The sequence below is a fragment of the Pseudomonas sp. TH07 genome, from assembly GCF_016651285.1.
Lineage (GTDB): Bacteria > Pseudomonadota > Gammaproteobacteria > Pseudomonadales > Pseudomonadaceae > Aquipseudomonas.
Window position 1 is genome coordinate 5571834 of sequence record NZ_JAEKED010000001.1, and the last position, 22026, is coordinate 5593859.

The window sequence follows — 22026 nt, forward strand, 5'->3', positions numbered from 1 at the left end:
CCCGGAGCCACCCCGTGGAAATCAAACATTTGCGCGCCTTCGTGACCCTGGCCCAGGAGCTGCACTTCGGTCGCGCGGCCCAGCGCCTGTCCATCGTGCAGCCGGCACTGAGCATGCAGATCAAGCTGCTGGAAGAAGAGCTGGGCGTGCGTCTGTTCGAGCGCAACCGACACTCGGTGGCGCTGACTCAGGTCGGTACGATCTTCCTGCCCGAGGCGCGCGCCACCCTGCACCAGGCCGCCCATGCCGCCGACGTGGCCCGGGCCTCCGGGCGGGGGGAAATCGGCCGGGTGCGCCTGGGGTTTATTTCCTCAGTGCTGCCCCAACTGCTGCCTGACCTGATCCGGACTCTGCATGAGCGCTTCCCGCGGATCGAACTGGAGCTCAAGGACATGCCCGGCCCGGACCAGGCCACGGCGCTGAAAAATGCCCAACTGGATTTCGGCCTGATGCGCTTGCCAGCGATCATCCCCGGGATCCAGACCCGTGAGGTGCTGCAGGAAAGTTTTATCGTCGCCCTGCCCGGTGACCATCCCCTGGCCTCCAGCAGCAGCCTGCACCCCACGGACCTGGCGCAGCTGCCGCTGCTGATCCTGGCCCGGCGTTACGCGCCAGGGTTTTACGATGGGCTGCTGCAGGCGCTGGAGCGCCAGGGCGCGCAGTTGCAAATCGCCTCGGAGCTGGGCGAATTCACCACCATGCTGGCCCTGGTGTCGGCCGGGCTTGGGGTCGGCCTGCTGCCAGCCAACGCCGGGCGTGCGCTGCCGGCCAATGTCATTGCCAGACCCCTGGACCTGGGCAGCTACCGCGCCACCACCGGCCTGGCCTGGGTCGACCTCGACAGCGCAGTCAAAACCACGGTGTTCAGCCTGCTACAGGAGTTGTTGTTCACTGCCTAGGCCTGCACCAGCTGTTGCAGGGTCAAGGCATCCTCGACGGCATGGCCGCTGGCCGTGTTGTCGAAGATGCACCAGGTCGGGATCTGCGCCGCACGTGCGCGCCGCACCTCATCCGCCAGTGCCTGCAAGCGGCTGCGGGAGTAGGCACTGTGATAGATCCGCGGCGAGCCATGCCAGCGCCAATACTGCAGGCCCGACCAGCCCCGGGGCTGATCACCGCCGGCAATCGGCGACGGGTCGGCCGCGACCTGGGCGATCTGCAATTCAACCAGCAAGGCCTGGGCGTGAAGCCAGCTGGCATGGCGCGGTTCCAGCGCCACCGGCCCGGCATAGCGCTGGCGCAAGGCCTCGAAAAACCCTCGGGCCGTGGCCTCGTCGTAACTCAGGGATGGCGGCAATTGCACCAGCAGGCAGCCCATGGCGGCCCCCAATTGCAGGCACTGGCCGAGGAATTCGTCGAGCAGCCCGTCACAGGCCTGCAAGCGCTGCACATGGGTTATCTGCTTCGCCAGTTTGACCGAGAAGGCAAACCCCGGCGTCACTGACTGCCCCCAGCGCAGGTAGGTTTGCGGACGATGGGGGCGGTAGAACGAGCTGTTGATCTCCACCGCCGAAAGCTGCGTGGCATAGCGCTGCAACTGACTGCCCTGGGTGGGAAAGCGCGGCCAATGCTCACGGGGCAGGCTCCAACCGGCGCAGCCGATTGCCAGCGCCGGCCTGGCGATCGGGGCGTTCAAAAGAGCACCGCAGCGGCATCGCGCATAAATATCTCGACGGTCTTCGGTCCGACCCCGGCAAACGCCAGCAGCCGCTGCTCGAAGGCCTTGCGGTCGAGGCTGGCGGCCCGGATCTCGCCGACCTGGCCCGAATACTCATCGAGCAACGCCTGACACAGACTCGACAGGCGCTGCGCGGTGCTTTCGTCATAGCGCACGTAATGCGCCTCGCCGAGCATCCGCACCAGCTCGCGATGGCTGCACGCGGCCAGTTTGCGCGGGGTATCGCGCCCATGCTGCTGCACGATCATCCGGTAGGCCCGGGCTGCGATATCGGCCTGGATGCGCTTGCCCATCAGGAAGCTGGCGATCAACCAGCAGAACAACGCCGGTTCAGCCCCCGGCTGCAAGTCGATACCCAGGTCACTGGCACTGATCGCGCGGCCCATAGGTGCATCCCTTTTGTTCTGGCAGGTACTAGGTCAGAACCCGCCGCGCGCACCGGGGTTCCACCGGAATGCGGCCTTCACTCCAGGGGCGCAAAATCCCCCGGCAAGCGAATGAAGGCCTCCAGCCAGCGGTTGGCCGGGTGGTGATAAACCCTCCGGCCGACCGCCATGGGCACACTGGCGAACATCTCCGACTCGGCCATCAGGAACGGCACGCCCATGCCACGGCCTGCACCGTGCCATGGGCCGTCGCCTCTCAGTGCTCGGGGTTCAAGGAATGGCGGGCACGGCGCCGGGGGTGGCCAGCGCCACCTGCGCACCGGCCTTGCGCCCGAACACTAGGGTTTCAACGGCCTGGGCAAAGGTCCGGCCCTGTAGCCAGAACCCGTCATGAATGATGCTCAAGACGTAGCAGCGGCCCTGTTCGTCCATCAACAGCGCGCCGTGGCCGTGATGGACTTCGGCGATGCTGACCAAGGTGCTGCCCAGGCGTTGTTGCCAGGCCAGAAAGTCTTCGTCCCCATGCAGGTGCTCGAAGGTGCCAAAGACGACATCGCTGGTGGCGCACTCTTCGCCTGTGTCACAGGTGCCCACCTGCAGGCCGGCGAGCTGTTGGAGCAGGGCTGTGGCCGGGTGCCAGGACGGAACGAAATCCGGGAGCGGTTCAGTGTGGGTGGCCGGCCAGCCCGCGGCCAGGAACAAGGGGCGAAGGGTCTCGGGAAGGTCGATCGGCAGGGGCATGGGCAATGTCCGGTCACAGTCAGTGTTTGAATATTTTCAAGGATAATGCTGTGATTGCGCCCGCGACACCCCGAGTTGCTGGAACGACTGCATATCAGGCCGGCCGGTAGCCCCGCTTTTTTCAGAGATACGCCCGAAATGGATAGCCAAGAAACGACAGCCGGGATGTCGACGCCGCCCCACGGCGACGGCATGCAGCAACGCCTGGCCGACATCGCCGCCACGACCGCCCTGGTCCTGGAAACCAACAACCTGCGCGGTGGCAAAGACGCCGTGGAGGCCCTGAACAGCCTCAAGCGCCTGATCGCCCGGTTTGCCCAGCAGAGTGTCTCCCCCTTGTCCCTGGCGCAGTGGGTCATCACCCACGACGGCCTCGACTCGCAGGCGCGCCAGGCGCTGTGCGTCCTGGCCGGACGGCCCCTGGACTTCGTCGAGATCGATGCCCGCACCGGCTACTACGACGCGAAGAATGTCGGCTTCGACGGTGTCGACCAGGCGCGCTGCCAGTACGTGGTGTTCGCCGATGCCGATTGCCTGCCCTGCGTCGACTGGCTGCAACAATTGCTTCTGCCCTTCACCGAGCCTGACGCACCGGTCGCGGTGGCCGGGCGCACCAGTTACGCGCCGAGCATCACCGGCAGCGCACTGACCTCCATCGACTTCATGTACTTCCCCAGCCCGCTGCGCAGCGGCGCCACGCGTAATTTCTACGCCAACAACGTGGCCTTTCGCTGTGACACTTTCGAGCAGCACCGCTACGAGCCCCTCGATGGCGTGTACCGCGCCCACTGCCAGGTCATGGGCTTGCGCATGCAGGCCGCAGGCGTGGCGGTGGCTTATGCGCCGCGGGCGCACACCGAACACCGCCTGCCCGACAGCCAGGGCGAAGTGATCAAGCTGCGCTGGCTACGGGGCGGCGACAGCGTCGACCTCACCCCCTACCTGGTACGCGCCTATATGCCGAGCTGGCTGCAATGGCTGGGACGCAGCGGGCCGATCGGCCCCTTGTGCGTGATGGCCGGGCGCCTGGGCTACAGCCTGCGAGCGCTGAATCACCAGGATCTGCCGCCCGTGCATGGCGTACGGCGCCTGGCGGCGATGGCCGTCGTGATCGGCATGTCGCTGCTGGATACTGCCGGCGCGGTGATCCGTGGCTGCGGCGTCTCGGTGGGTCGCGCCAGTGCCCGTCACAGTGAAGCGCTGTCTTATCACCGCAACCTGGATTGATCCCCATCCCTCCCCTTTTGTCGCCGCCCATCAAGTGCCCACAGGAAGTCAGCATGAAACCCCATTCGATTGCGTCACTCGGCTATTCCCTGGCGTGCCTGGCACTGCTGACACTGAGCGGCCAGGCCCAGGCCGCGCCCTCCGAGTTCAGCGGGCGCGGGGTGTTCCACTTCGCTTCCGGCACCGGCTGCGCCACCGCCAGCAGCGTTGACAACAGCTGCAACCGCATCGCCCTGGACGTGGCCGACGCCCGTGCCAGCGTCGACGCCCAGACCCACGCCATCGTGATTGCCGCCGACGCCAAGCACGACAGCAAGACCGTGATCGGCGATGTGCTGCTGCACGGCAGCGGCCTGGCCGCCGATGGCCAGCGCGTGCCCCTGAGCCTGCATGTGCTGCTGCGGCGCACGGGCCAGGTGTGGAAGTCCGACACCTACGTGCACTCCCCGGTGCGCGGCAAGTTCAGCGCGATCGAACTCGATCCGTACCAGATCAGCGTCCGCGAGGGCAGCAGCGAACGCGTACTGTTCACTGCCGAGCAGGCCCGCAAGGTCCTGGCCCAGCCGTCGCTGGCCGCTCGTGTCGCCAGTTACTTCGTCGCCGTACGCCCCAGCGACGCCAAGAACCCGGCCGCCGATGACATCACCATCGCCCTCGGCGTCGGTCGCGTCTCCAAGTCCCTGATGCGCGCCAGCTTTACCTCTGACCAACCGAACAGCGCCGAATTGAACCCACTGCTGGCGAGCGGCACCTGGAACCTCAAGTTGCAGGCCCTGAGCGGCCAGATCCCGGTCTGGGTGGTGCAGCGCCAACTGTTCGTGTTCGGCCTGGAAGACAGCCCGCTGCTCAAGGACGTGCGCCAGCGCGGGTTCAACAAGCGCGACACCCTGGAACTCGGCGCTATCAACGGCAAGGGTTACCTGCGTTACAACGGTGTTGAAGAAAGCTTTCCCGAGGCCGCCGCCTCAGGTGCTGCCTTTATGCGCGACAGCTTTATCGGCCTGATCCTGGCATGGCATCGCAGCCCACAGGTTGTGACTTCGGTGGCCAGCGGCGGCGCGCCGCAGCCCGCCCAATGAATGTGCTCGAACACAGCGCCGACGCCGCTGACTTCAGTTGCCTGGCCACGCCCAGCCCTGAGGGTCTGGGCGCGCTGCAAGCGCGTCTGGTGGACCGCATCAAGCGCGCAGCCCTGTCGCGCCTGCACCGCAGCCCTCGTGGCGAGCGCCTGCTGCTGCGCATGTACCTGGCCGGCGAAGACGCCACGGAACGCGCGCTGCTCGACGAATTGATGCCGCAATCGCCGCCCTGGCTCGAACGCCAGGTCGAACAGCACCTGGCCGATGAACGCCGGCACGTGACGCTGTTCACCGAGGCCTTGCGCGCGGTCGGCGACGACGGCGCCACACGCCTCGAACCGGACTGGCTCAGCCGGCGCAAGATCCAGCGCTGGCAACGTCTGGCCCATGAGTACGCCGGGCATTTCGAACACGGCCTGCTGGTGCCCGCCTATGCCACTGGGCTCTGCGCCGAGCAGATGGCCGAGCGAGTGCTGGGCCGACACTGTGGGGTGATTGGTGCCGAACACGGCCTGTACCCGCTGTTGTCTCGGGTGCTCGCCGATGAAAAAGGCCATGTGCGCCTGTGCGAGAACACCCTGCGCCGCATCGTCGCGCCCCGGGAGTTGCCGCATCTGGCGCGCTTGCTGAAAGAGATTCGTGCCGTCGATGCCCGTTTTGGCGTGACCGGCGCGCTGGCAATGTACATCGCCGGCTGGGTGTTTGGCGGCTTGCGCAGCACAGGCGGCCATGCCCGATGAGTTCACGCATTCTGTACCTGGCGACTGCCGACGCCCGCGGCCACCTGATGCGCGCGCAACTGCTGGTGCATGCCCTGCGCCAGGCCGGGGCCCAGGTCGATGTACTGACCACCTCTGAACAAGGGCAGCGCTTCCTGCAGCGCTTTGGCGTCGACTCCGAGATCCTGTCCGAGCACTACGCGGTGCAGTTCGACAGCGAGCAGAACATGCTACGCAAGGCCACCAACCGCAATGTCGCCCATTACCTGTTTCGCCCCGCCCGCATGCTGCGCGATATCGGCCGCCTGCGTCGGCGGCTGCAGCACGCAGACCTGGTGATCAACGACTCCTTCCACCCGGCGCTGCTGTACATGGGCATGCTGCCCGGCTGGCGGCGCAAGGTGGTGCATGTGTACGGGGCGAGCCTCAAGGTCGCCCTGATCAACAATTTCGAGGGCATGTGGCCACGCCAGTTCGGGCGCCTGTTCGGCTGGATTGTCGGGCGCCAGATCGACGCGGCGCGTGCCTCGATCGAACATGACTTCGCCTACGACATCGACGACACCCAGGCCCCGGCCCTGTATTGCCTGCCGACCCCGGTGGCCCTGGCCAACCCATTGCCCGCCGAAACCTGCGACGGCGCGGCGGTGTACCTCAACCCGCATTTCAGCGAGCCGGCCCTGGCCGACGCCTTGAGCGCGGGCCTGGCGGCTGCGGGCCTCGATGCGCACCGGGTCGGTGAGGGTTATGCCGGGCGCGACGGCTGGCTGGCGGTGGACCCGGACTGGGCCAGCCGTGCGGCGCAGGCGCAATTGATGGTGTCGGCACCGGGCATGGCCGCACTGTCGATTGCCCTGGTCTACCAGCGGCCGATCATCCTGGTCCTCAGCGACCAGCCCGAACAAGCCACCAATGCGGCCCGCGCCGCCCAGTTGCAGGTGCTGCACCGAGTGGTGACCTGGCGCGGCGACGGGGCCGACTTCCAGCGCCAGGTGACTCAGGCAGCGACGCAACTGGCCGCCGCGGCGCCGAGCCCGGCAAGCGCGGCAGGCCCGGAACGCGCCCAGGCGCGGATCGACGCCTGGGTCAGCCGCCTGCTCAGCCTCTGAGTCCTCTGCAATGCGCCAGCCCTCCCCCAGCGCCCCTTGCCGCACCCGGTCCCGGACTATCGCCAGGCGCTGCTGGCGTTGCTCGGCCTGCTGCTGGGCCTGGGGGTTTTCATCGCCCTGGAGCACAGCATTACCCCGCACTACAACTGGGTCACGCCGCTGGATGAGCTGATCCCGTTCATCCCTCATTCGTGGTGGCTGTATGTGCTGTTTTTCCCGTTTGTGGTGCTGGCGGCGGCCTACACCAGCGCCGACGGCTTCAGGCGCTTGCGCAGCGCCACCGGGCTGGCGTTCGTGGTCGCCCTGCTGTGCTTCTGGCTGTTCCCCGAGTTCGTGCCACGGCCCGATATCGGCGCACTCGACAATGCTTTTCTGCAACAGCGCCTGAGCCGGATGTGGCAGCTGGACCTGGCGTCCAATGGCTGCCCCAGCCTGCACGTGGCAGTGACCGGCCTCGCCTGCCGGGCGCTCTGGGATCACCCCCGGCGCTGGCTCACCGCAGGCGTCGGGCTGCTGATCTGCCTGTCAACCCTGACCCTCAAGCAACACACGCTGGTCGATGTCGCCGGCGGTGTGCTGCTGGCCCTGGCCTGTGCCCTGGCCACCCAACGACAAGGAAGCAACGCCCGTGTCCCCGTCTAACTCCCGTGCCGGCAACAACCAGGCGCTGAATGCCTTTGCCCCGGCCGCCGAGCTGTTTGCGCTCAAGCCCTGGATCAGCCTGTTGGCGCTGCTGGCCGACTGGGGCCTGATCGCTGCGGCCTTCGCCGGCGCCATCTTCTGGCCGCACCCCGTGACCTACCTGCTGGCGGCGCTGCTCATCGCCCGCAGCCAGTTGGCGCTGGCGGTGATCATGCATGAGAGCGCCCATGGCGTGCTGTTGCCGCGGCAGAAGCTCAACGACCTGCTCGGCCAATGGTGCGCCGCCGGCCCGCTGTTTATTTCGATGCAGACCTACCGCGCCGGGCACCTCAAGCATCACCTCGACCCCATGCAGCATGACGACCCGGTGGTCGCGGTGTTTGGCCTGGGGGACTACCCACTGCCACGGGGCAAGCTGGCGACGCGGCTGCTGGCGGATCTATGCGGGGTGGGTTACGTCATCAGCGCCTTCAAGTTCGCCCGGGGCGACTACCGCGCGATCATGCCCAAGGTCGACAAGTCGCCGCGGCAAGTGCTCTCGGAAGTCTGTTCCATGCTGCTCAGCAATGGGCTGTTGTTCGGCCTGCTGGCCTGGGCGGGACACCCCTGGCTCTACCTGGGCTTGTGGTTGCTGCCAGCCATTACCCTGCTGCCGCTGATGGGCCGGGTGCGGGCGATCATGGAACATGCCGGCCTGCCCGCCTGTGACGATCAGAGCCAGAACGCGCGCAGTATTGTGCGGCCGAACTGGCAGACCTTTATCTGCGGCCCCCATGGCATCCACTACCACATTGAGCACCACCTCTATGTGCGGCTGCCCTTCTACCACCTGCAGCGGGTGCATCGGCAATTGGTCGCGCAACAGTTGGTGCCGAGCCGCAATCTCTATAACGGCTACATCGGGGTCTTGCGGGAGGTCAGCTACCCGGCAGCGAAATCGCCGGCCTGACGCCCCGGGCAAATCAGCCCGCCGAGCGAACGAGGCGGTGCATGGCCACCCCGTAAAACAGCAGGGCCAGGGCCGCCAGAGATCCACCGCCCAGCCCTATGTAGGCGAAACCGAGCTGACCGCCGACCCAACTGCCCAGCAGTGCGCCGCCGCCAATGCCGATGTTGTAGATGCCGGAAAACATCGCCATCGCCACATCGGTGGCATCCGGCGCCAGCACCAGCACCTTGGATTGCAGGGCCAGGCCAAACCCCATGATCGCCATGCCCCAGACCACACTGAGGATCCCCAGGTACTCGACCCCGGCGCTGGCCGGCCACAACAGCAGCAGGCACAGGGTGAGCAAGGTCACGGCGGTCATCAGGAAGCGCTGCGGGCCGTAGCGGTGAAACCAGCTGAAGCACAGCGACCCCAGGATCCCGGCACCGCCAAACAGCAGCAGGATCAGGGTCACCACCTCACCGCTGAGGCCGGCCACTTCCTGCACGAAGGGTTCGATGTAGCTGTAGGCGGTGAACTGCGCGGTCACCACCAGCGCCGTCAGCACATACACGGCCACCAGCGCCGGGCGCTTGAACAGCAGCGGCAGGCTGCGCAGGGAGCCCGAGTTCTGGCTCGGCAACAGCGGCAAGGCCCGGGTCAGCCACAACACCAGCAGCGCAGCAAACCCGGCGATCACCAGAAAGGTGGTGCGCCAGCCCATGGCCTCGCCCAGCAGCCGGCCCAGGGGAATGCCCAGCACCATGGCCAGAGACGTGCCAGTGGCCAGCAGCCCCAAGGCCTGCACCTGCTTGCCCTCCGGCGCCAGGCGCACGGCCAGGGAGGCGGTAATGGACCAGAACAGGGCATGGGACAGCGCCACGCCGATCCGGCTGACCAGCAACATGCCGAAGCTGGTGGCGAGGCTGGACACAATATGGCTGGCGATAAACATCCCGAACAGCACCAGCAACAGCTTGCGGCGTTCGACGTTGCGCGTCAGCAGCATCACCGGCAGTGACGTCAGGGACACCACCCAGGCATAAATCGTCAGCATCAGCCCGACCCGTGCGGTGGACAGGTCGAAGCTGCTGCCGATCGAACTCAACAGCCCCACCGGCACGAACTCGGTGGTATTGAATACAAAGGCCGCCAGCGCCAGAGCGATGACCGGCTGCCAAGTAGCCTGAGGTGTAGCCGCAGAATTGCTCATGTAAAGGTCGTAGTACTCAATCGATGATCAAACAGGTCCAGGCTGGACCCAAGGCTGCGGGCAAGGCGGCGCATCCTGGCGAACGGCACCCGCAGGGGATGCATTCTATAGGCTTGTGCGACGCCTGTTTGCACTCATCGAACGGATTTTCAAGCCAGCCGCCTGCGGCCCGGCACTGACATTGACCTTCAATAGATTCGGACGAGGTCCGCCCGAGGCTTAAAAATACTTGAGCCAGACAATGTCCCGACGCCGCGCCTTGAGCGCCGAAAACCAGCGCACCGGCGGGTACAAGGCCAGGGCCAGCAACCCCGCCACCAGCCATACCGCCCACACGGAATCGAAGCCGAAGTAGCGGCCCTGATTCAGGCCGAAACAGGCCACGGCCACCAGGTACAGGACCTTCAACACATACAGGTGCAACAGGTAGAAAAACATCGGCGCCGAACCGAACACTGTCAGCGGCAGGAGCCAGCGACTGCCCTGGCGGCGCTCAAGCCACAACAGCAGCAACAGGCCGAGGCTCAGGGTCAGGCTGATAAACAGCAGCGACGGCGGGTACTTGGTGATGTTGAAAAAACTCATCAGGGTCTGCAACCAGGTCTCCCCCACCGCCCACGGCTTTTCGCCATAACCATTGAGCAGGCGCAGCGCCCCAAACCCCACCAGCCCGGCCAGCCCCGCCATCAGCAGGCTGCGCTGGCGCAGCGCAGCATCCGCCGCCCTGCCGAACCAGGGTCCGAGGGCGTAACCCAGGCCGATCACGCCGATCCACGGCAGCACCGGGTACGAGGTGCGCAGACGCAGGGTTTCGGAAAACTCGATCCAGCCGCGGTCATGCAACACCGCCCACGGCAGGTGCAAGGCCGAATCCGGCGTAAAGTGCAGACCGTCCAGCAGGTTGTGCCCGGCGATGATCACCAGGCTCAGCAGCAACAGCAGCGGCCGTGGCAGCCAGACCATGGCCGACAACGCAAGCATGCTCAGGCCGATGGCCCAGATCACCTGCAGGTAGATCACCGTCGGCGGCAACTGGAAGGTCCAGGCGAAGTTCACCAGGGTCATTTCCAGCAGCACCAGGAACAGCCCGCGCTTGAACAGGAAGGCACAAACATCGGCCTTGCCGGCGTACTTCTCGCCAAACAGATAGGCCGACAAGCCGGTCAGCAGGACAAACACCGGGGCGCACAAATGGGCCAGGGTCCGGCTGAAGAACAAGGCCGGCTCGGTGCCAGCGACATCCATGGGATCCGTGACCTGGCGATGCAGGAAAAAGGTTTCACGCACGTGGTCCAGCAACATGAACACAATCACCAGCCCCCGTAACGCGTCGATGGAGAGCAGGCGACCGGCAACGGTAGGACGAACAACAGTTTCAGGCATGGAGTTTTCGCAACGCAGGGGTTGAAGGTTCTGCCTTGGACGCAGCGCAGAACCGGATTTGTGGTTATCTTATAACATTGTGCTTATTCGCGAAAACATCCTCGTGGAAAATCCCTGAAATGAGGCAGCCTGCTCCCGTTGCGCCGGGTTGGCGCAACCGTGCACAGCGCTCTCCTTCATGCCCGGGCCAACTCCGCTAACCCAGGGTTGGCCCCTATCCGCGCCGAGTGCCGGTTTATTCCGCCGAGCAGTCACGCGGCGTAATGCCCTTCTCCTTGGCATAGGCCGCAGACTTGGCCTCGATCAGCGGACGCAGAGTGGCGCGGTCCGCTTGCAGCCAGTCGCTGACCAGCACCCACTTCTGCCCGTCCCACTGTTGCACCCGGGCGGAGCCGCCGCCTTCGTGGTCGGCGCAGGACAGTTTCAACGGTGCCAGCAGCCCTTCGAACCCCATGGCCTTGAGGCGTGCGGCGTCGATGTCCAGGTGCTCGAACGCCCAGCGGGTTTCTTCGCCGTTCAGTGGACGCTGGCCAAACTTGGCCTGGCCGGTGCGCAGCGCTTCCACCGCAATCGCGGCGTTGATCAGGCCGATGTTGTAGTAGACCTTGCCGAAGTAGCTGGGGTCTTTGAGGTTGCTCTTGCCGGCATCGAGGAGGTGTTGCTTGAGCCGCTGATGGATCTCGAAACCGTCGCCCCCCGGAAACGGCGCCAGCGCCTGGTAGCCCTTGGCGGCGGTGCCGGCGGGAATCACATCGGCCTCGGAACCGGCCCAGACGTCACCGATGATGTGGTCCACCGGGATGCCAAAACGCACTGCGGTCTTGATTCCTACAGGAGTCGACACGCCCCAGGTGCGCAAAAACACCCAGTCCGGGTTGATCTGCCGCACCTGGCGCCATTGGGTCGATTGCTCGCTGCCCGGGTCCGCCACCGGTATCTGGATATTCTCGAAACCGTACTTCTGCGCCAGCAGTTGCATCGGCGCCTGGGTTTCGCGGCCGTAGGCCGAATCGTGGTAGACGGTGACGATCTTCTTGCCCTTGAGCTTGTCGAACCCGCCCTCGCGCTGGGCGATGTAGTTGATGCCCACCGACGCCTGGCCGTAGTAGTTCAGCAGCAGCGGGAAGGCATAGGGGAATACGCTGCCGTCGGTGGACTCGGTGCGGCCGCCGGCCCCGTCGATCAGCGGGATATGGTCGACTGCCGCGCGGTCCATCAAGGCGTAGGAGGCCGGCGTGCTGTGGGTGAAGAAAAACGCCGTCGGCGCACCGTCCAGGCCTTTCTTGTAGCGCTCATAACATTCGATGACCCGGTCGGTGTTCCACTCGGTCTCGCACTCCTGCCAGACCAGCTTGACCCCGTTGACCCCGCCCTCGACCTCGTTGATGTAGCGGAAATAGTCGATCTCCCCGGCCCACCACGGAATCCCGCTGGAGGCATAGGCGCCGACCCGGTAAGTGGCCAGGGGAATGAACTGCTGGTTATCGGCGGCCTGGGCGCCAGCCGGCGCCAAGCCGGTAAAGAGACCGAGGGCCAGGAGGCTGGCAGCCAGGGTGCGATGCAAGGTTTTGCGCATGGGGGTGGCTTCTTATCAAGGGTAAGGGGTCGCCCTCCCGTGGCCGGGTCGAGTCATCGGTTGCGCCTGACCTGAACCACAATCCATGCCAACAATATAACCGCTCAAAATCAATGACTTAAAACCGACATATGGAGGTCGACGCTGTACGCGGGATGACAGTCTATTGATCGGCTGTTGCTTGGCGAACAGTGCTCGGATACTGGGCCATTCACTCAATCGGGTGCCGTCGACGCGCCTTGAGGCAAATCGCCAGCACCGGCACTTCTGCCGCTTGCGTTCGGGACTGCGGGCCCGCTAACATCGCGAATAGTTCTTATCCGCAGATGCACCTCCATGTCGACCGCCGAACTGCCCATGCAACACGCCGTCAATGTGCTCTACACCGAGCACCACGGTTGGCTATTGGGCTGGCTGCGAAAAAAACTCGGCTGCCCACAGAATGCCGCCGACCTGTCCCATGACACCTTTGTCCGCATCCTTTCTTCGCGCGAGGCCCTGGGTGGTATGCGCGAGCCGCGGGCGTTCCTCACCACCACCGCGCGGCACCTGATTATCGACCGTGCCCGCCGGCGCAAAATCGAAGACGCCTACCTGCGGGAACTGGCGCTGACCATTGACCTGCTCGAAGGCTGCCAACAGTCGCCGGAGCAGATCCTGGTCACCCTCGAAGCCCTGGAACAGATTGCCTTCGTCCTCGATGGCCTTGGCCTGAAGGCGCGGCAAGTGTTCCTGATGCACTTTCTCGAAGGCTTGCGCCAGGCCGAGATTGCCAGCCGCCTGCAGATTTCCGAGCGCATGGTACGCAAGCATCTGATGAATGCCCTGGTGCATTGCCACCATGCATTGGATGTGTAACCGCTGATGGGCCAGCCGAAACCGACGATTGAAGAGCAAGCGGCCAACTGGGTGATCCGCCTCGGTGAAGGCGAACTCGACGCCCACGAGCAACAGGCGTTCGAGCACTGGAAAACCCAGGACCCGCGCCATGCCGCCAGCTTGGCGCGCCTGCAAGGTTTTGTCGGCCACCTGCAAGCCCTGAGCGCGCAGCAGGCGCCGGTCCAGGCGGCCCTCGATGCGGCCCTGGTCAATCGTCGACGCCACCTGGGCGCCACAGCCATGCTCGGGGTGCTGCTCGCCCTGCCCCTGGCCCTGATGCTGCGCAGCTACCCACTCAGCTACCTGCTGGCCGACCAGCGCACGGCGCCGGGCGAATGGCACAGCCTGCGCCTGGAGGATGGCTCGCAGTTGGTCCTGGGCGGCGCCAGCGCAGTGGACATCACCTTCAACGGCCAGCAGCGCGAGGTCGAATTGTTGCGCGGGGAAATCCTGGTGCAGGTCGCCCACGACCCCGCCCGGCCATTCACCGTGGTCACCGACGATGGACGCATGCAGGCACTGGGCACACGCTTCACGGTGAAACGCGAAGCGCCGGGCACCCTGCTGACCATGCTGGAATCCAAAGTGGCAGCCAAGGGCGCCCACAGCAGCGTCGAGACCCAGGTTCAGGGCGGGCAACAGGCGCGCATCACCTCGGAGCAGGTCGAGCTGCTGGGAAGCGTCGACAGCGCGTTGTTCAATGACGCCTGGCAGGCCCATCAATGGGTGGTCCAGGACCGGCCATTGCCGCAAGTGCTTGATGAACTGGCCCGGCAGTATGGCGGCCATGTGCAGTTCGACCGTGAGCAACTGGCCGACCTGCGGGTATCGGCAGTGTTGCCGCTGGACGACCCGCGCCGCGCCCTGCAATTGATTGCCGATGCCTTCCCGGTCCGGGTCCATTCGTACGGCCCCTGGTGGATCAGGGTTGAGCGCCTGGAGGCGCACCCGCACTAATTTCTGCAGGCAGGGTTCCGCTTTTTTTACCTGCCGCGTCAAGGAAGAAAGAACCCCATGACAGGAACTTCTTCCATGCCGTCAGATTGCACCCCAATGCCCCACATCCAGCGTCCCCGCGTACCCTTCGCTCCCCTGGTCCTGGCCGTCAATCTGGCGACTTGCACCCTGCTGGGGCTTGGGCTGTGCATGCCCCTCGCGGCCCAGGCCCAGGCTCAACAGCGCTATGACATTCCCGCCGGCCCCCTGGGCCCGGCGCTGAACCTGTTTGCCCAGCAATCGCGAGTTGCGCTGATGTTCGACGCCAAAACCGTCGCCGGCCTCAACAGCCCGGGCCTGCAGGGCGAGTTTGAAATCAACCAGGGCTTTGCGCGGATTCTCCAGGGCAGCGGCTACCAGGCCCGGCAAAGCGACAACGGCTTCGTGCTGATCCCCGCCGTCACCACCGGCAGCCTGGAGCTGGCCCCCACCGCCATTACCGGGCTGAACAGCGAAGAAAGCACCACCGGCCACCTCAAGGGCTATGTCGCCAAACGCAACATGAGCGCCACCAAGACCGACACCCCGATCATTGAAACCCCGCAATCGCTGTCGGTGGTGACCAGCGACGAGATCCGCGACCGGCAATCGGAAACCCTGTCCCAGAGCCTGGACATGACGCCGGGCTTTACCAGCCAGCCAACCAGTTTCAACCGCACCTCGGACCGTTTCCGCATCCGTGGTTTCGATGTCGAGTCGGCCACTGGCGGCTCCTTGCGCGATGGCCTGCGCCTTCAGAACAACTCCTATGACGGGGTGCAGGAGCCCTACGGCCTGGAGCGCGCCGAAGTGATCCGTGGCGCGGCCTCGGTGCTCTACGGCCAACTGTCACCCGGTGGCCTGATCAACACCGTCAGCAAGCGCCCAAGCCAGACGCCCTACCATGAAGTCAACGTGCAGGCCGGGCAGAACAACCGCAAGCAACTGTCCGCCGACTTCACCGGCCCCCTGGGCGACAGCGAGACCCTCAGCTATCGCCTGACCCTGCTCGATCGCAAGAGCGACACCAGCAGCGACCACATCGGTAACGACAAGATCTACGTCGCCCCGGCCCTGACCTGGCGTCCGGACGATGACACCTCGCTGACCCTGCTGTCGTTCTACCAGAAGACCGAAACCCGCTTCTCCGCGCCGCTGCCTTATCAGTTGGTCAAGGGTGTGGGTGACAACCGCTACCAGATCGGTCGCCATGACTTTATCGGCGAGCCGGACTACGACGAAATGAACGGCGAGATGTCCGCCCTGGGGTATGAATTCGAACACCGCTTCGACGAGCACACCCGCATCAGCCACAAGTTGCGCTACTACCAGTCGGACGTGACCTGGCGTTACCTGCAAGTGAATGCCACCAAAACCACCCTCGACAATTCGCTACGCACCGGCATATTGAGCCGCCAATACAGCGACCGTGAAGAGCGCTCCCGGGGCCTGGCCAGCGACACCAGCGTCGAAAGCAAATGGCAGTTCGGCCAATGGGACCACACCTTCCTGGTGGGTTTCGACGGTTACGACACCAGCTACGACTCGCACAACTTCCGGGGCAATGCGCCGGCCCTGAACCTGAGCACCTACAACTACGGGCAGCCGGTGGTGGTCAATAAATCACTGGCCCAGGACCGGGGCTCCCAAGTCGACACCCTGCAAAAAGGCATCTATTTCCAGGATCAGATCAAATTCGACGAACACTGGATTGCGCTGCTGGGCGGACGCCATGACTGGGCCGACCAGAGCACCGAGCTGTTTCGCACCTCGGCCAAGACCAGCCAGAGTGATGAGTCCACCACCTGGCGCGCCGGCCTCGTGTACAAGGCCGACAACGGCCTGGCGCCCTATCTGAGCTACAGCGAGTCGTTCTTCCCGGTGGCGGGCCTGAACAAGCAGAACCAGGCCTTTGTACCCACCGAAGGCAAGCAGTATGAAATCGGTATCCGCTACCAGCCCGAAGGCAGCGCCACCCTGCTGAGCGCGGCGGTGTACGAACTGGTGCAGAAAAACGTGCTGACCCCGGACCCCACCGACACCACCTCCACCTACTTTGTCCAGACCGGCGAAATGCGCTCCCGGGGCCTAGAACTGGAAGCCAAGACCGAGGCCACTCCCAATCTGAGCCTGATCGGCTCCTACGCCTACATCGACGCGCGCATCACCAAGAGCAACGTCGTCGGCCAAGTCGGCCAGCGCAGCGAAGACACGCCCTACCACCAGGCCGCACTCTGGGCCGACTACCGTCTGGCCGAACTGGGACTGCCCAAGGCCAGGATCGGCGGCGGCGCCCGCTACAAAGGCACCACCCAGGCCTCGGCAGTGCCGTCGCAAATGCCGGCCTACACCCTGTTCGACGCCCGGGCCAGCTACGAAATCGACCCCAACTGGGAAGTCGCGGTCAACGCCAACAACGTCACCAACAAACGCTACACCTACTGCGAAGCCGCCATCTGCCGCTATGGCGACGAGCGGCAACTGGTCAGCTCCATCACCTATCGCTGGTAAGCGGCGCCTGCAAAAGCGGCCGTTGCGGTCTGAGAGACAGATCGCGGCGGCCGCCACGCGGCCGAACAGGAACAAGCGCCCTCACCACAGGCCAGGTTTCAAACCACACCAGCCTCCCGCATCCCGCCCCTCAGTCACGCCCCCTGTACACAGGGCTGTTTCTGCATGAATCAGCACAAGTCTTCAGTGCTTAAATGAAATTTCTTATTCCGCTGTGCGAAAGTAGATTCCGTATTGACCACACAATTTATTGATGACAGGATCAATTTCGAATAAATAAACGCCCAGCGAAACAGCTTTTGTCGCTGGACAGGCGTCTCGAACAACACGCTGTCGACGCAAACGACCTCAAACCTCCCCCCACTTTGGAGATTTTTGCGATGAGCCCCGATACCCCCCGCCCAGCCGTGGAGTCTGTCCTGCACGGAAATATCCTGGTGGTGACCCTCGACAACCCTCCCGTCAACGCGCTGGGGGTCGAGGTACGACGCGGACTGCTGGCCGCGATCGAACAGGCCGACAATGACCCCGAGGTGAAAGGCGTGCTTCTGGTCGGGGCCGGTCGCCACTTCGCCGGGGGCGCCGATATCCGCGAATTCGGCAAGCCGCCCCAGCCGCCTTCATTGCCCGAGGTGGTCAACCGCATCGAGAGCTGCCACAAACCGGTGGTGGCAGCGATCCAGGGCGTGGCCCTGGGAGGTGGGCTGGAGGTGGCGCTTGCCGCGCATTACCGGCTGGCCGTCAGCGGCTCGCGGCTCGGCTTGCCCGAGGTCTTGCTAGGTCTGCTCCCGGGGGCCGGCGGTACCCAGCGCTTGCCACGCCTGATCGGCGCCGGCCCGGCCCTGGACCTGATGCTGAGCGGCCGTCATCTGGGGGCCGAAGAAGCCCAGGCCCTGGGTCTGGTCGATCAATTGTCCGGCAGCGCCGATGTGCTCGCCGAGGGTCTGGCCTATACCCGTCAACTTCTCGCGGCAAACGCCGGAGTCCGCCGCACCCGGGACGCCCAGGCCCTGGCCGAGCCGGCCAGCCACTACGCCGCAATCGATGCCGCACGCGTTGGAACCATCAGCAAAGCCCGGGGCCTGCTGTCCCCGCTGAACATTATCCTGGCGGTCGAGGCAGCCCTGGAGCAGCCCTTCGATGACGGCCTGCGCCTGGAACGCGAGCTGTTCCTGCAATGCCTCGCCAGCCCGCAGCACAAAGGCCTGGTGCATGCCTTCTTCGCCGAGCGCGAAGTGCTCAAGGCACCCGAAACCCGCGACGCCACACCCCGCCGAATCGAACGGGTGGGCGTGATCGGCGGTGGCACCATGGGCGCCGGCATTGCCGTGGCTGCACTTGATGCCGGCCTGCACGTGACCCTGATCGAGCGCGACCCAGGTGCCCTGGCGCGCGGCCAGGCCCGTGTCGAGCAGGTCTACGACGCCTTGATCGCCAAGGGTCGCCTGAAGGCCACCGACAAAGTCGCAACCCTCACACGCTTCAACACCAGCCTCGACTACGCCAGCCTGGCCCAGGCCGACCTGGTGATCGAGGCCGTATTCGAAGACCTCGCCGTCAAGCAGGCGGTATTCAGCCAGCTGGATCAGGTCTGCAAGGCCGGCGCCATCCTCGCCAGCAACACCTCCTACCTGGATATCAATGCCATTGCCGACAGCACCTCGCGCCCTGCCGATGTGCTCGGGCTGCACTTCTTCTCTCCCGCCAACATCATGAAACTGCTGGAAATCGTGGTCCCGGCCAAAGCCTCGGCCGAGGTGGTGGCCAGTGCCTTCGCCTTCGCCAGGCAACTGAACAAGGTTCCGGTCCGGGCCGGGGTCTGCGATGGTTTTATCGGCAACCGGATCCTCGCGGTGTATCGCCAGGCAGTCGACTGCATGATGGAAGACGGCGCCTCGCCCTATCAGATCGACCAGGCCCTGCGTGACTTCGGCTACCCCATGGGCCCGTTCCAGGTGTCGGACCTGGCCGGTGGCGACATCGGTTGGGCCACCCGCAAACGCAAGGCCGCCACCCGCCCCGCCGAAGCCCGTTATGTGCAGATTGCCGACCGCCTCTGCGAACGCGGCTGGTTCGGGCAGAAGACCGGCCGTGGCTATTATCTCTACCCCGCCGGCGCGCGCAGCGCCACGCCCGATCTCGAAGTGCTGGCGATCATCGACGCCGAACGCGCTCGGGCCGGCATCACCCCTCGCAGCTTCAGCGAATCGGAAATCGTCCGCCGCTACATGGCCGCCATGATCAACGAGGGGGCCAATGTGGTGCATGAAGGCATCGCCCTGCGCCCCCTGGATGTCGATGTGACCTTTATCCATGGCTACGGCTTCGCCCGGCACCTGGGTGGCCCGATGAAGTACGCCGACGGGATCGGACTGCCTCAGGTGCTCGCCGATATCCACGAGTTCGCCAAAACCGATCCGCAGTTCTGGAAGCCCTCGCCGTTACTGGTGCAGCTGGTGGAACGCGGTGCCAGCTTCGACAGCCTCAACCAGCCGCACTAACCGGGGGAAGCCAACATGGATTTGCGTTTTACCGAGCAAGAAGAAGCTTTTCGCAGTGAAGTACAGGCCTTTCTCGCCGAACAGTTGCCTGTGGACCTCAGCGAAAAAGTGGCCAACGGCAGGCACCTGTCCAAGGCCGACATGGAGCAGTGGCACTCGATCCTCAATGCCCGTGGCTGGCTGGCCAATCATTGGCCGGTCGAACACGGTGGCCCGGGGTGGAGTGCGTTCGAGAAGTTTATCTTCGAACACGAATGCAGCCTGGCCAATACGCCGCGCATCGTGCCCTTCGGCGTCAATATGCTCGGCCCGGTGCTGATCAAATACGGCACCCCGGAGCAGCAACGCTACTGGCTGCCGCGCATTCTCGATAGCACGCACTGGTGGTGCCAGGGCTATTCGGAACCCGGCGCGGGCTCGGACCTGGCAGCGGTGAAAACCAGCGCCGTGCGCGACGGTGACCACTATGTGGTCAACGGCCAGAAGACCTGGACCACCCTCGGCCAGCACGCCAACATGATTTTCTGCCTGGTGCGCACGGACCGCGAAGCGAAGAAGCAGGAAGGCATCAGCTTCCTGCTGATCGACATGAATTCGCCTGGGGTCGAGGTGCGGCCAATCATTACCCTGGAAGGCGCCCACGAAATCAACGAAGTGTTTTTCACCGATGTGCGGGTGCCGGTAGACAACCTGGTGGGCGAGGAACACAAGGGCTGGACCTGTGCCAAATACCTGCTGACCTACGAACGCACCAACATCGCCGGGGTCGGCCTGTCGATGGCAGCCCTTGAACGGGTCAAGCGCCTGGCCGCCCTGCAGAGCCGCAACGGCCGGCCACTGGCCGAAGACCCGGCCTTCTCTGCGCGACTGGCACGGGTCGAGATCGACCTGGAAAACATGAAGACCACCAACCTGCGGGTCATCGCCGCAGTGGCCGGAGGCGGCGTCCCTGGCGCAGAAAGCTCGATGCTGAAGATTTGCGGCACGGAAATCCGCCAGGAGCTGACCTCATTGATGCGCCGGGCCATGGGTTCCAGCGCCCGGGCCCTGGTGCCTGAAGCCGAGGCAGACGACTTCAGTGCCCTGGACCTGGGCCCGGCGTTTGCCGCCAATGCCAGCGCCCAGTACTTCAATAACCGCAAGCTGTCGATTTTCGGCGGGTCCAACGAAATCCAGAAAAACATCATTTCGAAAACGATTCTCGGGCTATGAGGGCACGCACATGAACTTCGAACACAGCGAAGAGCGGCGCATGCTCGCCGACAGCCTGAACCGCTTTATCGCGGAGCAATACAGCTTTGACAAACGCGAACACATTCTCCAGGCAACCCACGGCTTCAGCCGCGAGATCTGGCAGCAACTGGCCGAGCTCGGTGTGATCGGCGCACTGCTCAGCGAAGAGCACGGCGGCTTTGGCGGCGGCGGTTTCGACATTGCCGTGGTGTTCGAAGCCATCGGTCGCGGGCTGCTGGTCGAGCCGTTGCTGGGCAGCGCGATACTGGTCGGCGACGCCATCGCCACGGCCGGTTCCCCTGAGCAGAAGGCCCTGCTGCAGGGCATTGTCGACGCCAGTCTGCTCGCCGCCTTCGCCCATGAAGAACCTGGCACTCACTATGAAACCAGTCGGGTCGCCACCCGCGCCGAGCATGACGGCCAAGGCTGGCTGCTAAATGGCAGCAAGGCCATGGTGCTGCATGGCGAGCACGCCGACCTGTTGCTGGTCTCGGCACGCGCCGCGGGTGCCATTGACGACGAAGCAGGAATCTCCCTGTTCCTGGTGCCGAGCAACACTGCGGGTCTGCGGATACAGGGTTGCGCCACCATCGATGGCGGCCGCGTCGCCCAGGTGCAGTTGGACAACGTGAAGCTCTCGGCCGACGCCCTGCTGGGGGCCGAACACCAGGGCTACGCCACCCTGGAGCGTGCCATTGGCCGGGGGGTGCTGGCCCTGTGCGCAGAAGCGCTGGGGGCGATGGAGGTGGCCAAGCAAGCCACCCTGGATTATCTGCGTACCCGCAAGCAATTCGGCAGCCTGATCGGCAGCTTCCAGGCCCTGCAACATCGCATGGCAGTGCTGCTGCTGGAGATCGAGCAAGCCCGCTCGGCGGTGATCAACGCTGCCGCCGCCCTGGACGCCGACCGGCTGACTCGCGAGCGGGCACTGTCGGCGGCCAAGGTCAGCATCGGGCGCATCGGTACCCTGGTGGCCGAGGAAAGCATCCAGTTGCACGGCGGCATCGGCATGACCTGGGAACTGCCGCTGGCCCATTACGCCAAGCGCCTGGTGATGATCGACCATCAGTTGGGCGATGAAGATCACCACTTGCAGCGCTTTATTGCCCTCGGCAAAGAACTCGCCGCATGAACTCCATGTCGATGACCCGGCATCGCGCCGCCGCAACCATCGCAGGTGTCGCCGCCTTCCTTGACTGGCGCGCAGCGGGCTACTTCACGCTGCGCTGAAAGCCTCCACCGGGCG

The 22026-nt window shown here is 64.8% G+C and carries 20 protein-coding genes; 13 read left to right on the forward strand and 7 right to left on the reverse strand.

From position 1 onward, the window contains the following. The first annotated feature begins 14 nt into the window (after nt 1-14). Entirely contained in the window at nt 15-899 is an 885-nt protein-coding gene (locus JFU57_RS25625) for a LysR substrate-binding domain-containing protein (RefSeq protein WP_201131206.1), read from the forward strand. Here the strand turns inward: JFU57_RS25625 and JFU57_RS25630 are convergent. The 4 genes from JFU57_RS25630 to JFU57_RS25645 form a co-directional block, all read right to left on the reverse strand. Then, nucleotides 896-1636: a DUF72 domain-containing protein gene (locus JFU57_RS25630; RefSeq protein ID WP_201131207.1), complete on the reverse strand. Its 741-nt coding sequence runs from the start codon at nt 1634-1636 to the stop codon at nt 896-898. The two genes, JFU57_RS25625 and JFU57_RS25630, sit on opposite strands and share 4 nt — an antisense overlap. Next, nucleotides 1633-2064, reverse strand: a complete 432-nt coding sequence (locus tag JFU57_RS25635; RefSeq protein WP_201131208.1) for a DNA methylase — start codon at nt 2062-2064, stop codon at nt 1633-1635. The genes JFU57_RS25630 and JFU57_RS25635 overlap by 4 nt, the downstream gene beginning before the upstream one ends. Nucleotides 2065-2141: 77 nt before the next feature. Continuing rightward, nucleotides 2142-2285 carry a hypothetical protein gene (locus JFU57_RS25640; RefSeq protein WP_201131209.1) on the reverse strand — a complete coding sequence of 48 codons (144 nt, stop codon included), beginning with the start codon at nt 2283-2285 and terminating at the stop codon, nt 2142-2144. Nucleotides 2286-2334: 49 nt separating this feature from the next. Beyond that, nucleotides 2335-2805, reverse strand: coding sequence for an SUKH-3 domain-containing protein (locus tag JFU57_RS25645; protein WP_201131210.1), 471 nt, complete (start codon nt 2803-2805; stop codon nt 2335-2337). A gap of 165 nt (nt 2806-2970) precedes the next feature. On the opposite strand from JFU57_RS25645, the gene JFU57_RS25650 reads away from it, so the two are divergent. The 6 genes from JFU57_RS25650 to JFU57_RS25675 are packed head-to-tail and all read left to right on the forward strand — an operon-like array spanning nt 2971 to nt 8530. Next, the gene (locus tag JFU57_RS25650; protein WP_201132202.1) at nt 2971-4032 is read left to right on the forward strand and encodes a glycosyltransferase; all 1062 of its coding nucleotides are present in this window, start codon (nt 2971-2973) and stop codon (nt 4030-4032) included. A gap of 53 nt (nt 4033-4085) precedes the next feature. Then, the gene (locus JFU57_RS25655; RefSeq protein ID WP_201131211.1) at nt 4086-5111 is read left to right on the forward strand and encodes a hypothetical protein; all 1026 of its coding nucleotides are present in this window, start codon (nt 4086-4088) and stop codon (nt 5109-5111) included. Further along, nucleotides 5108-5851: a hypothetical protein gene (locus tag JFU57_RS25660; RefSeq protein WP_078469071.1), complete on the forward strand. Its 744-nt coding sequence runs from the start codon at nt 5108-5110 to the stop codon at nt 5849-5851. The genes JFU57_RS25655 and JFU57_RS25660 overlap by 4 nt, the downstream gene beginning before the upstream one ends. After that, the gene (locus JFU57_RS25665; protein ID WP_201131212.1) at nt 5848-6939 is read left to right on the forward strand and encodes a hypothetical protein; all 1092 of its coding nucleotides are present in this window, start codon (nt 5848-5850) and stop codon (nt 6937-6939) included. The genes JFU57_RS25660 and JFU57_RS25665 overlap by 4 nt, the downstream gene beginning before the upstream one ends. A gap of 36 nt (nt 6940-6975) precedes the next feature. Then, complete coding sequence (locus JFU57_RS25670; RefSeq protein ID WP_201131213.1) at nt 6976-7581, forward strand: phosphatase PAP2 family protein; 606 nt, start codon at nt 6976-6978, stop codon at nt 7579-7581. After that, on the forward strand, nt 7568-8530 hold the full coding sequence (locus tag JFU57_RS25675; protein ID WP_201131214.1) for a fatty acid desaturase: 963 nt from the start codon (nt 7568-7570) through the stop codon (nt 8528-8530). Before JFU57_RS25670 ends, JFU57_RS25675 begins: the two co-directional genes overlap by 14 nt. A gap of 13 nt (nt 8531-8543) precedes the next feature. Here the strand turns inward: JFU57_RS25675 and JFU57_RS25680 are convergent, their stop codons facing one another. The 3 genes from JFU57_RS25680 to JFU57_RS25690 form a co-directional block, all read right to left on the reverse strand. Further along, on the reverse strand, nt 8544-9722 hold the full coding sequence (locus JFU57_RS25680) for a sugar transporter (protein ID WP_201131215.1): 1179 nt from the start codon (nt 9720-9722) through the stop codon (nt 8544-8546). A 219-nt stretch (nt 9723-9941) separates the two neighbouring features. Continuing rightward, nucleotides 9942-11105: a DUF1624 domain-containing protein gene (locus JFU57_RS25685; RefSeq protein ID WP_201131216.1), complete on the reverse strand. Its 1164-nt coding sequence runs from the start codon at nt 11103-11105 to the stop codon at nt 9942-9944. 235 nt (nt 11106-11340) lie between these two features. Continuing rightward, entirely contained in the window at nt 11341-12681 is a 1341-nt protein-coding gene (locus JFU57_RS25690) for an ABC transporter substrate-binding protein (RefSeq protein WP_078469065.1), read from the reverse strand. A gap of 336 nt (nt 12682-13017) precedes the next feature. Here JFU57_RS25690 and JFU57_RS25695 point away from each other — a divergent pair, with 336 nt between their 5' ends. The 6 genes from JFU57_RS25695 to JFU57_RS25720 all read left to right on the forward strand — a co-directional run bounded on the left by JFU57_RS25695 (nt 13018) and on the right by JFU57_RS25720 (nt 21912). Continuing rightward, nucleotides 13018-13539, forward strand: a complete 522-nt coding sequence (locus JFU57_RS25695) for a sigma-70 family RNA polymerase sigma factor (RefSeq protein WP_078469064.1) — start codon at nt 13018-13020, stop codon at nt 13537-13539. A gap of 6 nt (nt 13540-13545) precedes the next feature. Next, nucleotides 13546-14517, forward strand: a complete 972-nt coding sequence (locus JFU57_RS25700; RefSeq protein WP_201131217.1) for a FecR family protein — start codon at nt 13546-13548, stop codon at nt 14515-14517. Nucleotides 14518-14592: 75 nt separating this feature from the next. After that, the gene (locus JFU57_RS25705; protein WP_242487405.1) at nt 14593-17046 is read left to right on the forward strand and encodes a TonB-dependent siderophore receptor; all 2454 of its coding nucleotides are present in this window, start codon (nt 14593-14595) and stop codon (nt 17044-17046) included. Between the two features lie 380 nt (nt 17047-17426). Continuing rightward, nucleotides 17427-19547 carry a 3-hydroxyacyl-CoA dehydrogenase NAD-binding domain-containing protein gene (locus JFU57_RS25710; RefSeq protein ID WP_201131218.1) on the forward strand — a complete coding sequence of 707 codons (2121 nt, stop codon included), beginning with the start codon at nt 17427-17429 and terminating at the stop codon, nt 19545-19547. 15 nt (nt 19548-19562) lie between these two features. Further along, a complete protein-coding gene (locus JFU57_RS25715) occupies nt 19563-20759 on the forward strand; it encodes an acyl-CoA dehydrogenase family protein (RefSeq protein ID WP_201131219.1) in 1197 nt (398 codons plus the stop codon). A gap of 10 nt (nt 20760-20769) precedes the next feature. Continuing rightward, nucleotides 20770-21912, forward strand: a complete 1143-nt coding sequence (locus JFU57_RS25720) for an acyl-CoA dehydrogenase family protein (protein ID WP_201131220.1) — start codon at nt 20770-20772, stop codon at nt 21910-21912. Nucleotides 21913-22026 lie beyond the last annotated feature (114 nt).

What these genes read in the sequence shown, in the direction of transcription:
- JFU57_RS25635 (WP_201131208.1), bottom strand. Translation starts at nt 2,064, where the DNA reads ATGGGCCGCGCGATCAGTGCCAGTGACCTGGGTATCGACTTGCAGCCG.
- JFU57_RS25640 (WP_201131209.1), bottom strand. Translation starts at nt 2,285, where the DNA reads ATGGGCGTGCCGTTCCTGATGGCCGAGTCGGAGATGTTCGCCAGTGTG.
- JFU57_RS25645 (WP_201131210.1), bottom strand. Translation starts at nt 2,805, where the DNA reads ATGCCCCTGCCGATCGACCTTCCCGAGACCCTTCGCCCCTTGTTCCTG.
- JFU57_RS25650 (WP_201132202.1), top strand. Translation starts at nt 2,971, where the DNA reads ATGTCGACGCCGCCCCACGGCGACGGCATGCAGCAACGCCTGGCCGAC.
- JFU57_RS25655 (WP_201131211.1), top strand. Translation starts at nt 4,086, where the DNA reads ATGAAACCCCATTCGATTGCGTCACTCGGCTATTCCCTGGCGTGCCTG.
- JFU57_RS25660 (WP_078469071.1), top strand. Translation starts at nt 5,108, where the DNA reads ATGAATGTGCTCGAACACAGCGCCGACGCCGCTGACTTCAGTTGCCTG.
- JFU57_RS25665 (WP_201131212.1), top strand. Translation starts at nt 5,848, where the DNA reads ATGAGTTCACGCATTCTGTACCTGGCGACTGCCGACGCCCGCGGCCAC.
- JFU57_RS25680 (WP_201131215.1), bottom strand. Translation starts at nt 9,722, where the DNA reads ATGAGCAATTCTGCGGCTACACCTCAGGCTACTTGGCAGCCGGTCATC.
- JFU57_RS25685 (WP_201131216.1), bottom strand. Translation starts at nt 11,105, where the DNA reads ATGCCTGAAACTGTTGTTCGTCCTACCGTTGCCGGTCGCCTGCTCTCC.
- JFU57_RS25690 (WP_078469065.1), bottom strand. Translation starts at nt 12,681, where the DNA reads ATGCGCAAAACCTTGCATCGCACCCTGGCTGCCAGCCTCCTGGCCCTC.
- JFU57_RS25695 (WP_078469064.1), top strand. Translation starts at nt 13,018, where the DNA reads ATGTCGACCGCCGAACTGCCCATGCAACACGCCGTCAATGTGCTCTAC.
- JFU57_RS25700 (WP_201131217.1), top strand. Translation starts at nt 13,546, where the DNA reads ATGGGCCAGCCGAAACCGACGATTGAAGAGCAAGCGGCCAACTGGGTG.
- JFU57_RS25705 (WP_242487405.1), top strand. Translation starts at nt 14,593, where the DNA reads ATGCCGTCAGATTGCACCCCAATGCCCCACATCCAGCGTCCCCGCGTA.
- JFU57_RS25710 (WP_201131218.1), top strand. Translation starts at nt 17,427, where the DNA reads ATGAGCCCCGATACCCCCCGCCCAGCCGTGGAGTCTGTCCTGCACGGA.
- JFU57_RS25715 (WP_201131219.1), top strand. Translation starts at nt 19,563, where the DNA reads ATGGATTTGCGTTTTACCGAGCAAGAAGAAGCTTTTCGCAGTGAAGTA.
- JFU57_RS25720 (WP_201131220.1), top strand. Translation starts at nt 20,770, where the DNA reads ATGAACTTCGAACACAGCGAAGAGCGGCGCATGCTCGCCGACAGCCTG.